The organism is Streptomyces sp. NPDC047869, from assembly GCF_040704065.1.
Lineage (GTDB): Bacteria > Actinomycetota > Actinomycetes > Streptomycetales > Streptomycetaceae > Streptomyces.
In genome coordinates, this window is the sequence record NZ_JBEYRK010000014.1 from 176854 (window position 1) to 189921 (window position 13068).

Consider the following 13068-nt stretch of genomic DNA (forward strand, 5'->3'; position numbering starts at 1 on the left):
GCACGAAGGCCCGCGGTGCGCCGCCGCTTCGGGCGCACCGCCGGCCTTCGTCCCGCGTCAGCGAGTGCCGACCGCCGCGCGCACGGCCCGGCGGGCCAGCTGGCAGTCGTCGTGCAGCCGCCTGAGCAGCAACCGCTGCTCCTCGCCGGTCGGCGCGGCGCCCGGGAGGGCCGTGCCCGGTGCCGCCGGGGGCGCCTCGTGCATCGAACGCTGCACGGCCGTCTCGTAGGTGCGGATCTCACGGGTCAGCAGGAGCATCAGGTTCACCAGGAACGCGTCCCGGGAGGCCGGTCCCGCCGACTGGGCGATCTGGCTGATCTGACGCCGTGCCACCGGCGCGTCCCCGAGTACCAGCCACAGCGTCGCCAGGTCATACCCCGGCAGGTACCAGCCCGCGTGCTCCCAGTCCACCAGCACTGGACCGGCCGGTGAGAGAAGGATGTTGGAGAGTAACGCGTCGCCGTGGCAGAACTGGCCCATCCCCTGGCGGCCTGCCGCGTGCGCGATGCCGTGCAACAGCTTCTGCAGATCGCCCAGATCCCGGTCGGTCAGCAGACCCAGCTCGTGGTACCGGGCGATGCGCGCCGCATAGTCGAGCGGGGCGTCGAAGGTGCCCGCCGGGGGCCGCCAGGCGTTCAGCCGGCAGATCGCGCCGAGCGCGGCCCGGATGTCCGGCCGGGGCGGGGCCTCCAGGGGATGGCGCTGGAGAGCGGCCACCCGGCCCGGCATACGCTCGATCACCAGGGTGCAGTTGTCCGGGTCCGCCGCGATCAGCCGCGGCACGCGCACGGGCGGGCGGTGCCGGACGAACGAGCGGTATGCGGCTATTTCGTGACGGAACCGCTCCGCCCAGGCAGGCGACTGGTCCAGCAGGCACTTGGCCACGGCCGTGCTGCGTCCCGTCGTCCCGACCAGGAGGACCGAGCGTCCGCTGCGGCGGAGCACCTGCACCGGGGCGAACTCCGGACAGATCCGGTGCACCGAGGCGAGCGCGGTGCGCAGTTGCGCGCCCTGCGGACCGGAGAGGTCGAGTCTGCCGCTGAGCGGCTGGGATCCGGGCTGCCCGGGAACGCGCCGCGGCCGGCCCGCGCCCAGCACGGGGGCCGTCGGCCGGGCCGCCGGGTCGAGGTAGGGTCCGCCGCCCGCCGGGCGGGGACGCAGCGGACGGGGCGGAGCGGACACGGAGGATGATGCTGCGTACATGGGAGATACAGATCCCTTCGTGTGCCTGCGGTGCCTGCCTGTACATCCACGCTGTGCGTGCACCCACCCGGCCCGGCCGCCCGGGCACACCCTGGGGAGTGGGCCCGCATCGGATGGTGACGACCGGGGCGGGGTGGCGCGTTCCTACTCGACACCCGATGCCCAGTGGCACACCATCTGGCGCACCCTGGCGAACCCTGGCGAATAGTCGCTCGGCAACCTCCACGGGGCTACTGTCAAGTCAGCCGAGAACCTGGGGGCTTGACGTGAGCGGACAACCCAACACCCGCCTTGCGGACCTGTTCGGCCTGGCCGGCTGGTCGAAGGGCGAACTCGCGAGGCTGGTCAACAAGCAGGCGGCGGCCATGGGCCACCCCCAGCTGTCGACCGACACCTCCCGGGTGCGGCGTTGGATCGACACGGGAGAGATCCCGCGCGATCCCGTGCCGCGGGTGCTGGCGGCCCTGTTCACCGAGCGTCTCGGCCGTGTCGTGACCATTGAGGACCTCGGTCTGGTACGGCACGGGCGTGCGGGAAGACGGCAGGGCGACGGGATCGAGGAACATCCCGACGGTGTGCCGTGGGCGCCCGAACGTACGGCCGCGGTCCTCACCGAATTCACGGGAATGGACCTCATGCTCAACCGACGCGGCTTGGTGGGCGCGGGTGCCGCGCTCGCCGCGGGATCCACACTCAGCAGCGCCATGCACGACTGGCTGCACACCGACCCATCCCTGAAGGCCGACGCCCCTGTCGTCGACGATCCCCTGCACGCCGACCCCGCTGGGTTCGACCGCTACGAGGCCGCCCCCATCGGGTCGCAGGAGATCGAGGAACTGGAGCGCTCCGTAGAGGTGTTCCGGGCCTGGGACGCGGCCCGCGGCGGCGGGCTCCAGCGCAAGGCGGTCGTGGGCCAGCTCAACGAGGTGGGCGGCATGCTCGCCTACCACCACCCATCCCATCTGCAGCGGCGCCTGTGGGGCGTCGCCGCCAACCTCGCCGTCCTGGCGGGCTGGATGTCGCACGACGTCGGCCTGGAGCCCACGGCCCAGAAGTACTTCGTCATCGCCGCGCACGCCGCCCGCGAGGGCGGTGACCGGCCCCGCGCCGGGGAGGCGCTGTCCCGGGCGGCCCGCCAGATGGTGCACCTCGGCCGGCCAGACGACGCGCTGGACCTGATGAAACTCGCCCGCTCCGGGGCGGGGGAGCGGCTCCAGCCGCGTACGAAGGCGATGTTCCACACGATCGAGGCCTGGGCGCAGGCGTCGATGGGCAAGGGCCAGGCGATGCGCCGCACGCTCGGCCAGGCGGAGGACCTGTTCGTCTCCGACCGGCAGGACGTGGAACCGCCGGGCTGGATGCAGACCTTCAAGGACGAGGATCTGTACGGCATGCAGGCCCTCGCGTACCGCACGCTCGCCGAGTTCGACCCGGACGCGGCCGTGCACGCGCAGCACTACGCGGAGAAGGCGCTGGCCCTGCGGGTGGACGGCCGGGAGCGGTCGAAGATCTTCGACCATCTCTCCATGGCCTCGGCCTGCTTCATCGCCGACGACCCCGAACAGGCCGACCGCTACGCACGGCTGGCCCTGATGTCCATGGGATCGAACTCCTCCCGGCGCACGTGGGACAGACTCCGCGAGATGTACCGGCTCACCGCCGAGTACGCCGGCTACCCGAGGATCCACGAACTGCGGGAGGAGATCGAGCTCGCCCTGCCGAAGCCGAGGGGCAGGGGCGACGGCAGCGCACCGGCATAGGAGGCGGTGCGCCGCGTTCGGGTCAGCCGCTCAGCCGGTCACCCTGGCCACGAGGACGCAGGCGTCGTCCTCGCGCTCGGCTCCGCCGAACTCCTCCACGACCGTGCGCACACAGTCCTGAGCGGTGCGCGCCGCGCCGAAGCGGGGAGCGAGGTCGAGCAGACGGTCCATGGCGCTCGTGGAGCCGTGGCCCGGCACGAGTCCGTCGGTGTGCAGCAGTAGCAGGTCACCGGGCTCCAGGGTGACTTCGGCCTGACCGTAGGTGGCGCCCGTGGTGGCGCCGAGCAGGACGCCCTCCGGCGCGTTCAGCGGACTCCCCGTCCCGTCGCGGTACAGCAGCGGGGCGGGGTGTCCGGCCTGCGCCCACACCAGGGCGCGGTCCTCGGGCCGGTAGTGGCAGCACACGGCGCTGCCGAGGGCGGGTTGCACGGTGGCGTCCAGTAACTGGTTCAGCATGCCGAGCAGTTCGCCGGGGCGGGTGCCGGCCATGGCCATGCCGCGCACCGCGCCGAGCAGCATCGCCATGCCGGAGGCGACCGCGACGCCGTGTCCGGTGAGGTCGCCGACGCTGAGCAGGGTGGCGCCGTCGGCCAGCTCCAGCGCGTCGTACCAGTCGCCGCCGATCAGCGTGCCGGCCGTGGCGGACAGATGGTGGGCGGCCAGGTCGAGGGTGCGCGGTCCCTGGTGCGGGAGCCGCAGTGAGCCGCGCCAGGGCGGCAGCACGGCCTCCTGCAGCTCCGCCGCGAGCCGGTGCTCGGTCTGCGCCCGCCTGCGGTGGTGCTGCAGCGAGTCGTGGCTGTCCCGCACCGTCCGCCGGTGCCGGCGCAGCTCGCTCACGTCCCGCAGCACGGCCCACATCGAGGTGGTGCCGCCGTCGGGGTCGAGTACGGGCTCGCCCATCATGTGCACCGTCCGCACCGAGCCGTCCGGCCGCACGACGCGGAACTCGCCGTCGATGGGCCGCGCGTCCACCAGGCAGTCGGTCACCATTGCGGTCAGCTTCGGCCGGTCCTCGTCCGGGACCAGGGAGGGCAGCTCGTCCAGGGTGAGCGCGGGGGCGTCCGGGTCGCGGCCCAGGATCTCGTACAGCTCCCCGGACCAGCTCGCCTCGTCCGTCAGGAAGTTCCACTCCGCGCTGCCGACCCGGCTGAGCAGTGAGCCGCGTGGGGTGCCGGCCGGTGCGGGCCGGACGGCCGGGAACACGGCCGGTTCCGCCTCGGCGGGCACCGGACCGTCCCGCAATTGCGCCAAGTGCGCGTCCAGATCGTCCAGTTGGTGCAGTGCGAGGTCGTACAGAGCCCGCTGCCAGCGCTCCTCCGGGTCCGATCCGCCCTCCTGTGTGTCCCGCCGCACGGCGACCATGTCGCCTTTGAGCCGCCGCGTCTGCGTTATCAACGCCTCGACCGAGCCGCGCCCCGGCGGCTGGGGGGCTGAGCGGTCCGCGGAGACTGGGGACGGCATGACGCACTCCGATGGGGAGGGGACGGTACGGCCAAGAAGGACGGAGGGACCGTTACGACTGTTGCACAGCCCGCGACGCCCTGTAAGGGATTTGGCAACACACGATACGGTGGTGCTTCCGGCATATGCCAGAGTCTTCCCGGAGTGTTCCGAGGGTACGTACGGTGTACGCGAACGGGGAATCAAGTCGTAGGCAGGCTACGCGACTTGTGCCATGGCGCAGGGTTTCCGGGTCGCGCTCAGCCAGGTGTTCGGCACTCTGGTGTTCCATTGCGCCGCCCGCTGTTCGACGGGCACCAATTCTGTCCGGAATTGACGTCCTGTGAAAGGCCGCCGCGGACTCCTTAATTGCATGGACCTCATTGTCGAACAGCCCGCCACCGCCCGTCTCATCACCGCCGAGGACCGGGAGCTCCCGGTGTCGGCGACCCTGCGCTACAGGGCGGACGACCCACTGGCCGTCTTCGTGGACTTCCCGCCCGAGGCCACCCTGGTGGGCGACGAGGTCACCTGGACCTTCGCCCGGACGCTGCTGGACCAGGGGCTGCGGGCCCCGGCGGGCCACGGCGACGTGCGGATATGGCCGTACGGCCGCACCCGGACGGTCCTGGAGTTCCACTCGCCGTGCGGCCTCGCCCTGCTGCAGTTCCCGACCTCGGCGCTGCGCCGCTTCCTGCTGAACAGCCACGCCCTGGTGCCGGCCGGGCAGGAGGACCTGGCGGCGGTCGTGGAGCGGGGGCTGAGCAGCCTGTTCGACGGGGTCTGAGTGCCGGGTCAGCGGCCGGCGCCGGCGTACAGGGCCGGGCGCGGCGCGAGTTCGACGGTCACCCGGCCGCCGGTCTCCAGCGCCCGCACCCCGGCCTCGGCGACGGCGGAGGCCGCGTAGCCGTCCCAGACGTCCGGGCCGGTGACCTCACCGCGCCGGGTGGCGTCCACCCACTCCCGCACCTCACGGTCGTAGGCGTCGGCGAACCGGACCAGGTAGTCCTGCGCCACCTCCTCGCCCGCGCCGCCCCGGGTGGTGACGACCATGGAGTGCCCGTCGCCGATCCGGGCGCTGCCCGCCTCGCACACCGCCTCGCAGCGCACCTGGTAGCCGAAGCCGCAGTTGACGAAGACCTCCACGTCGACCAGCGCGCCGCGCTCGGTCTCGAAGAGCACGAACTGCGGATCGGCCAGGCCCTCCGGCGCGCCCGCCGAGGGGGCCGGACGCAGCACGGTCACCGCCGTCAGCTCCTGCCCGAGCAGCCAGCGGGCCGCGTCGATCTCGTGCGACACGGAGCTGTTGATCAGCATGGCGCTGGTGAAGTGGCCGGGGGAGGAGACGTTGCGGTGCGTGCAGTGCAGCATCAGCGGACGGCCCAGGGTTCCTCCGTCGAGGAGCGACTTCAGCCGGCGGTACTCGGCGTCGTAGCGGCGCATGAAGCCGATCTGCGCGAGCCGGCGGCCGAGCCGGGCCTCGGCCTCGGCCACCCGCAGCGCACCTGCCGGGTCCGGCACCATGGGCTTCTCGCACAACACCGGCAGGCCCCGCCGGAAGGCCGCGAGCAGCGCCTCCTCGTGCGCGGGCCCGGGGGAGGCGATCAGCACGGCCCCGACGCCGGGCGCGTCCAGCGCCGCCACCGGATCCGTGTGCACGGTGACGCCGTCGATGCCGGCGACCGCCTCCTTCGCCCGCTCGGGCTCGGGGTCCGCGACGGCGGCCACCCGGGCGCCGCTGACGACCCGGTCCAGTCGCCGTATGTGGTCGGCTCCCATGTGTCCGGCACCCAGTACGGCCACACCCAGCAGGTCACCCATGTGCGCGCTCTCTCTCGCCGGCGATCACGCCGTAGCGTACGCCGCCGGGCAAGCGCTCTCAGCGGGGCCCTCAGTAGCGCAGCACCCCCGCGATCCCGCCCGCGTCGCCCAGCGTGCCGTCGGGCACGAAGCGCACGTCGGCGCCGGTCTCCAGGCACTGCTCGACGATCTCGTCGACGATGTCGTCCCGGGCGTCCATGTCACCCTGCTCGGCCGGGACCAGGTGGCCGCCGTCGTCGCGGACGGTCGTGCGGTAGTTCTCCTCCACGGCGAGGAGCCGCACCCGGCCCTCCCGGGCGTTCTGCCACAGTTCGTCCACCCCGGCCGCGAAGTTGCGCCGGCCCCGGGCGGCGACCAGTTCCCCGACGGTCAGGTCGGTACCCTTCCAGTCCTCCTCCCGCAGCACGGGCTGCAGCGCCTGCCACACCGCTTCGGGCCCGGCGTGCGCGAGACCGCCGTGCCGTACGTGGATGGCGCTCCTGGCGATCTGGCCTGCCTCATCCAGCAGTGACAGCGCCGCGTCCTCGCCGGTGAGGTACAGCCGGCGGGGCTGGTCGCGCAGGACCGCGCTCATCGCGGTGTCCGCCTCGCGCAGGAACTGGCGCGTGCCCTCGTCGGTGAAGGTGCTCGGCAGGTCGCCGCGGCGCATTTCGCGCTGGGCGTCGAAGCTCTCCTGTCTGCGGATCAGCGGGAAGCCGCCGGTGTGGTCCTCGACCATCCGGTCCTCGCCGCCGCTCCACAGCGTGACGCGGTCGGCGGAGACCGACATGACCCAGAAGGGGCGCTCGGCGACCTGCGCGGAGACGAGGTTGCGGGTGAGGAAGGTGTCCGAGAGCACCACGCGCTCGGGGACGGTGCGGGACAGGGACCAGACCTGGTGTTCTCCCGGGGCGGCGAAGATCACCAGGCCGTCCTCGGCGTGCGCCAGATCCACTTCGGCCAGCGCGCGGTCGAGCTGGGTCACGACCTCGGCGCGCCGCTCCCGGGTGACCGAGGGGTCGGATTCCAGCCGCTTCTTGGCCTCGGCGACCACGTTGCGCAGCCGTACGGGATCCTGCCCGTTCTCGGGTTCGCGGCGGTGTGTCGGCGTCAGCACGGACACCGCCGGGTAGGGACGCGGGCGCCGCAGTTCGGCGAGGGTTGCGGGACTCAGTGCGTGCTCCATGACAGAACGATAGGGCGGTTTCACATATCCGGCACTTGGGCCTGAAGGCGGCACCGGGTTGCGCTGTGTGCCGGACCGGGTGCACTCCGCGAGGACTCCCGGCGCGACGGCGGGAGAGGGTCGCGGGTGTCCGCGTCGCCGCCGTCGTGGCGCACCGGCCGTCCGGTAGCGTCTGTTCACACCGTCGTCATCGGCGCGGTCCCGGCCGATGTGCTTGGATACGAAGCGTTCACGCGCGGTCGGCATTTCGGCCGAACAGACTTGCTATGGTGCTACTTGTCGGTAGCAACTGCTGCGGGGGGACCGCGAGGAGCCGTAGGACCACGGCGCCCTGTGCGGAGGGTCGAGCTCGAACGACCCGGCAACGGGGCCGGGTCGCGGCGGGCCTCGGGGTGTGCGCGTGACGCCGCACCGAACTCCTGTCTCCTCGCCATCTATTCAGACAGGTGAGACTCGTCCCATGGCACGATCCCTGGTCGAATTGCTGACCACGCACGCCTCGAACCACCCCGAGCGCACCGCGTACCGTCACCTCGTCACCGGTGACTGCGACGGAGAGATCCAGGAACTCACCTACCACCGGCTGGCCGTACGCTCCCGCGCCGTCGCCGCCTGGCTCCAGGACCGCGGGCTGGCCGGCTCGCGGGCCATGCTGCTGTACCCGCCCGGCCTCGAGTTCATCTGCGCGTACCTGGGCTGCCTCGCCGCCGGTGTGATCGCCGTGCCGGGCGTGCCCCCGCAGGGCCGCGCGCAGAACCACCGGGCGCTGACCCGGATGAAGCGGCTGATGGCCGACGCGGACGCCAAGGTGGTGCTGGGCGACCGCGGCGTGCTCGCCGCGCTCGACGGCATGGCGGAGCACCTGCCCGAGCTCGGCCGGATCACCCGCCTCGCCACCGAGGACATCCCCGACGCCGCGGCGGCCGGCTGGCGCGAACCCGAACTCACCCCGGACACGGTCGCGTTCCTCCAGTACACGTCCGGCTCGACCTCCGCGCCCCGCGGGGTCGCCGTCACCCACGGCAACCTGCTGGACAACGAGGCGGTCATCACCGAGCGCATGGGGCACACGCCCGAGGCGATGGCCGCACACGACCACGAGCTGTTCGTCAGCTGGCTGCCGGTCTACCACGACATGGGCCTCATCGGCCCGGTCCTGAACACGGTCTATCTGGGCGCCACCGCCACCCTGTTCTCGCCGCTGCACTTCCTCCAGCAGCCGGCCCGCTGGCTCACCGCCGTCAGCCGATACCGCCCGCACACCAGCGGCGCCCCCAACTTCGCCTACGAACTCGCCCTGAAGCACGCGGACCCGGAGCTCCTCGGCAGCCTCGACCTCAGCTCGTGGAAGGTCGCCTTCAACGGCGCCGAGCCGGTGCGCGCGGCCACCCTGCGCCGGTTCGCCGGCACCTTCGGCGCGGCCGGCTTCCGCCGCGAGGCCCTCTACCCCTGCTACGGCCTGGCCGAGGCCACCCTGATGGTCACCGGCAGCGCCCCGGGCAACCCGCCGACCCTGCTCGCCGCGGCCGACGGCACCCCGAACGCGGGCGAGGCCGACGCGGCCGCCGTCGGCTGCGGCCGGCCCGGCCCCGGCGTCACCGTGGCGGTCGTCCACCCGGAGAGCCTGCGGGAACTGCCCGAGGGCGAGGTCGGCGAGATCTGGGTCGGCGGAGCCAGTGTCGCCAAGGGCTACTGGCGCAACGCGCTCGCCACCCGCCAGACCTTCCGGGCCGAACTCGCCGGACACGAGGGCCGGTTCCTGCGCACCGGCGACCTCGGCCTGCTGCGGGACGGCGAGCTGTTCGTCACCGGCCGGCTCAAGGACCTCATCGTCATCGATGGCCGCAACCACTACCCCCAGGACCTGGAGCTCACCGCCGAACTGACCCATCCGGCGCTGCGCCCCGGCTGCACCGCCGCGTTCTCCGTGGATGCCGGGGCGGACGGCGAACGGCCCGTGATCGTCGCCGAGATCGCCCCGGACAGCGCCGGTGAGGCGGAGAAGATCACCGATGTGGTCCGGGCCGCCGTGGGCGAGGCCCACGGCCTGTCGTTGCACGACGTCGTGCTGGTCCGGCCCGGCACCATCCCCAAGACGTCCAGCGGGAAGATCCAGCGCCGCGCCACCCGGGGCGCCTACCTCGAGGGCACGCTCGCCGTGGTGACCGAGCCCGCCGTGTGACACCGCCCGCCGCCGGCGCGCCCGAACCGGCGCCGGCGGCCCGGCGCGCCCCGGCCGCCGCCGTACGGCCCCGGTCAGGGGCGTACGCCCCCCGCCTCGCCGTACCGCGCACCCGAAGCCCGGTACGGAGCCCCGCCTGAGCCCGAGTTCAGAGGACAGCTGCCCAGATGCCCGCGAACGAGTCCCCGAAGCAGACCCCCGAGCCGTCCCTGACGACCTCCGAGGGCGTCCGGGCCTGGCTGGTGTCGGCCGTCGCCGAGGCCGCCGGGACCGACCCGGCCCGCCTCGACCCCAACCGCCCGCTCGCCGAACTCGGCCTCGGCTCGCGGCACCTGGTCACCCTGGCCGCCGAACTCGGCACCCTGACCGGCCGCCCCCTGGAACCCTCTCTCGTTTTCAACCACCCGACGATCGACGCCGTCGCGGAGGCCGTCTTCGCGCCGGCCCCGGCGCAGCCGCCCACCGCGGGCGCCGCCCCAGGACCCGACCGCAACGGTTCCGGCGACGACGTGGCGATCATCTCCATGGCCTGCCGCTTCCCCGGCGGCGCCGAGCACCCAGAGGCCCTGTGGCGGCTGCTGGACGCCGGACGGGACGCCATCGGCGAGGTCCCGGCGGGCCGTTGGGACACCAGCGGGCTGTACGACCCCGACCCGGAGGCCACCGGCAAGGCGTACACCCTGCGCGGCGGCTTCCTCGACGGCGGCATCGACCGCTTCGACGCGGCCTTCTTCGGCATCTCACCGCGCGAGGCCGCCGCCATGGACCCCCAGCAGCGGCTGCTCCTGCAGACCTCCTGGGAGACGTTCGAACGCGCCGGCATCCTCCCGGAGTCCCTGAACGGCAGCTCCACCGGCGTCTACCTCGGCCTGTACGACAGCGGCTACCTCGCCGCCGCCTCGCTGGGCCAGCTCGACGGGCACGTCGGCACCGGCTCGGCGGCCAGCGTGGCCTCCGGGCGCATCGCCTACACCCTCGGCCTGCGGGGACCCGCGGTGACCGTGGACACCGCCTGCTCGTCCTCGCTGGTCGCCCTGCACCTGGCGGCGCGCGCCCTGGCGGGCGGTGAGTGCGACCTCGCCCTGGCCGGCGGCGCCACCCTGCTGGTCACCCCGCGCGGGCACGTCGAGTTCAGCCGGCTGCGCGGGCTGTCCCCGTCCGGGCGGTGCAGCCCCTTCTCCGCCGACGCGGACGGGGTGGTGTGGGCCGAGGGCTGCGGTCTCGTCCTGCTCAAGCGGCTCAGCGACGCACGCCGGGACGGCGACCGGATCCTGGCCGTCGTCAAGGGCTCGGCGATCAACCAGGACGGCCGCAGCCAGGGCCTGTCCGCTCCCAACGGCCCGGCGCAGGAACGGGTGCTGCGGGCCGCCCTGCACGCGGCCGGGCTCGGCCCGCACGACCTGGATCTCGTGGAGGCCCACGGCACCGGCACCCGGCTCGGCGACCCCATCGAACTCCGGGCGCTGGCCGACGTGTTCGGCCCGGACCGCCCGGCCGGCCGGCCGCTCGTCATCGGCTCCCTGAAGTCCAACATCGGCCACACCCAGGCGGCCGCGGGCATCGGCGGCGTCATCAAGACCGTCCTGGCCCTGGGCCACGAGCGCATACCGGCCTCCCTGCACGCCGAGCACCCCACCGACCACATCGACTGGTCCGGCACCGGGCTGCGGGTGCCCACCGAGGGGCTCGCCTGGCCACGCGACGCGGACCGGGTACGCCGGGCGGGAGTCAGCGCCTTCGGGATCAGCGGCACCAACGCCCACGTCGTCATAGAGGAAGCGCCCCACCCCCCGGCCGCCACTCCGGCCCACACCGCCACGTCGGCCGCCACGCCGGCCGCCACCACCCCCGCCGAGCGGACCGGCCCCGCCCTCTTCCCCCTCTCCGCCCGCGGCCTCCCCTCCCTCCGGGGACAGGCCGCCCGGCTGCTGGAAGCCGTCGAAACCCGCCCCGAGCTGCCACTGGCCCCGGTCGCCGCCACCCTCGCCCACCACCGCACCCACTTCGAGCACCGCGCCGTGCTCCACGCATCCGACCGCGCCGGCCTCCTCGACGCCCTGCGCGCCCTCGCCGACGGCCGGACCGACCCCGACCGCGTCACCGGGCCCCAGCAGGCCGCCCCCGGCGGGAAGCTGGCCTTCGTCTTTCCCGGGCAGGGCAGTCAGTGGGCCGGAATGGCCCGCGACCTGCTGGACCGGGACCCGGTCTTCGCCGACGAACTCGACCGCTGCGACGCCGCCCTGCGCCCCTTCACCGACTGGTCGGTGGCGGCCGTGCTGCGGGGCGACGCGGGCGCCCCCTCGCCGGACCGCGTGGACGTCGTCCAGCCCGCCCTGTTCGCCGTGATGGTGTCGCTGGCAGCCGTGTGGCGGGCCCGGGGCGTGCTCCCGGACGCCGTGATCGGTCACAGCCAGGGCGAGGTGGCCGCCGCCTGTGTCGCCGGCGCCCTCAGCCTCAACGACGCGGCCGCCGTGGTCGCCCTGCGCAGCCAGGCCCTCACCGGCCTGGCCGGCACCGGCGGCATGGCCGTCGTCGCGCTGCCCCACACCGAGGTGGAGCCCCTGCTCGGCGAGGGCGTCTCGGTCGCCGCCGTCAACAGCGGCCGGGCCACCGTGGTCGCGGGCGCCGTCGAACCGCTGGAGGCCCTGCTCACCGGCCTGGAGGCGCGCCAGGTGTTCGTCCGCCGCCTCGACGTCGACTACGCCTCGCACAGCGCCCAGGTCGAGCCCGTCCGGGCGCCGGTCCTCGACGAACTCGACGGCGTCGTCACCTGCCCCACGGACATCGCCTGGTACTCCACGGTCACCGCCGAACCGGTCACCGGGGAACTGTCGGCGGACTACTGGTACACCAACCTGCGCGAGACGGTCCGCTTCGCGCCCACGGTCGAGCGCATGCTCGCCGACGGCTACCGCCACTTCGTCGAACTCAGCCCCCACCCCGCCCTGCTCACCGCGCTGCGCACCCTCGCCGAGGACACCGGCCACGAGCTGACGGCCGTCGGCTCACTGCGCCGCGACGAGGACGGTCCCGGCTGCCTGGACCGCGCCGCGGCCGAACTCCACACCCATGGACGCCGGATCGACTGGCGCCGCCTGGTGCCGTCCGGCACCGTCGCCGATCTGCCCACGTACGCCTGGGACCAGGAGCGCCACTGGACCGAACCCGAGTCCGGGGCCGGCGGTCCCGCCCTGTTCGACCGCGCCGCGCACCCGTTGCTCGGCGTCCAGCTCCAGTCCGCCGACGAGACCCGCTGGACCTTCCGCGACGAGTGGTCCCCGGCCACCGCCGACTGGCTGCCGGACCACACCGTCTTCGGCCGCACCGTGGTCTCCGGCACCACTCTGCTGGAGCTGTGCCGTGCCGCGCTGGCCGTGGCCCGCCCGGACGAGTCCGCCGACGTCACCGGCCTGCTGCTGGTCGCCCCGCTCGTGCTGCCCGCCTCCGGCACGGTCGAGGTCTCCGTCGAGGTCGTCACCGCGGGCCCCGTGCCCGAG

8 protein-coding genes are annotated in these 13068 nt (G+C 73.7%); 4 read left to right on the forward strand and 4 right to left on the reverse strand.

All coding sequences use genetic code 11. From position 1 onward, the window contains the following. Positions 1-57: 57 nt before the first annotated feature. Positions 58-1203 (reverse strand): aminoglycoside phosphotransferase family protein, encoded by a 1146-nt coding sequence (locus tag AB0924_RS20230; protein ID WP_358934287.1) that lies wholly within the window; start codon positions 1201-1203, stop codon positions 58-60. A 266-nt stretch (positions 1204-1469) separates the two neighbouring features. On the opposite strand from AB0924_RS20230, the gene AB0924_RS20235 reads away from it, so the two are divergent. Further along, positions 1470-2963, forward strand: a complete 1494-nt coding sequence (locus AB0924_RS20235; protein ID WP_359553089.1) for a hypothetical protein — start codon at positions 1470-1472, stop codon at positions 2961-2963. A 30-nt stretch (positions 2964-2993) separates the two neighbouring features. Here AB0924_RS20235 and AB0924_RS20240 read toward each other — a convergent pair whose 3' ends face one another. Beyond that, a complete protein-coding gene (locus AB0924_RS20240; RefSeq protein WP_366912075.1) occupies positions 2994-4424 on the reverse strand; it encodes a SpoIIE family protein phosphatase in 1431 nt (476 codons plus the stop codon). Positions 4425-4776: 352 nt separating this feature from the next. On the opposite strand from AB0924_RS20240, the gene AB0924_RS20245 reads away from it, so the two are divergent. Continuing rightward, positions 4777-5190 (forward strand): SsgA family sporulation/cell division regulator, encoded by a 414-nt coding sequence (locus tag AB0924_RS20245; RefSeq protein ID WP_366912076.1) that lies wholly within the window; start codon positions 4777-4779, stop codon positions 5188-5190. Between the two features lie 8 nt (positions 5191-5198). On the opposite strand, the gene AB0924_RS20250 is transcribed toward AB0924_RS20245, so the two are convergent. Further along, on the reverse strand, positions 5199-6224 hold the full coding sequence (locus AB0924_RS20250) for a Gfo/Idh/MocA family oxidoreductase (RefSeq protein WP_366912077.1): 1026 nt from the start codon (positions 6222-6224) through the stop codon (positions 5199-5201). 70 nt (positions 6225-6294) lie between these two features. Next, positions 6295-7389: a chemotaxis protein gene (locus tag AB0924_RS20255; protein WP_358934298.1), complete on the reverse strand. Its 1095-nt coding sequence runs from the start codon at positions 7387-7389 to the stop codon at positions 6295-6297. A gap of 460 nt (positions 7390-7849) precedes the next feature. Here AB0924_RS20255 and AB0924_RS20260 point away from each other — a divergent pair, with 460 nt between their 5' ends. Next, on the forward strand, positions 7850-9571 hold the full coding sequence (locus AB0924_RS20260) for a fatty acyl-AMP ligase (RefSeq protein WP_366912079.1): 1722 nt from the start codon (positions 7850-7852) through the stop codon (positions 9569-9571). Between the two features lie 167 nt (positions 9572-9738). Next, positions 9739-13068: beta-ketoacyl synthase N-terminal-like domain-containing protein (locus AB0924_RS20265; RefSeq protein WP_366912081.1), on the forward strand; the 3330-nt coding region annotated here is incomplete at its 3' end.

Excerpts from the sequence above, each read along its gene's own strand:
- AB0924_RS20250 (WP_366912077.1), bottom strand. The coding sequence starts at position 6,224 with ATGGGTGACCTGCTGGGTGTGGCCGTACTGGGTGCCGGACACATGGGA.
- AB0924_RS20240 (WP_366912075.1), bottom strand. The coding sequence starts at position 4,424 with ATGCCGTCCCCAGTCTCCGCGGACCGCTCAGCCCCCCAGCCGCCGGGG.
- AB0924_RS20255 (WP_358934298.1), bottom strand. The coding sequence starts at position 7,389 with ATGGAGCACGCACTGAGTCCCGCAACCCTCGCCGAACTGCGGCGCCCG.
- AB0924_RS20260 (WP_366912079.1), top strand. The coding sequence starts at position 7,850 with ATGGCACGATCCCTGGTCGAATTGCTGACCACGCACGCCTCGAACCAC.
- AB0924_RS20230 (WP_358934287.1), bottom strand. The coding sequence starts at position 1,203 with ATGTACGCAGCATCATCCTCCGTGTCCGCTCCGCCCCGTCCGCTGCGT.
- AB0924_RS20245 (WP_366912076.1), top strand. The coding sequence starts at position 4,777 with ATGGACCTCATTGTCGAACAGCCCGCCACCGCCCGTCTCATCACCGCC.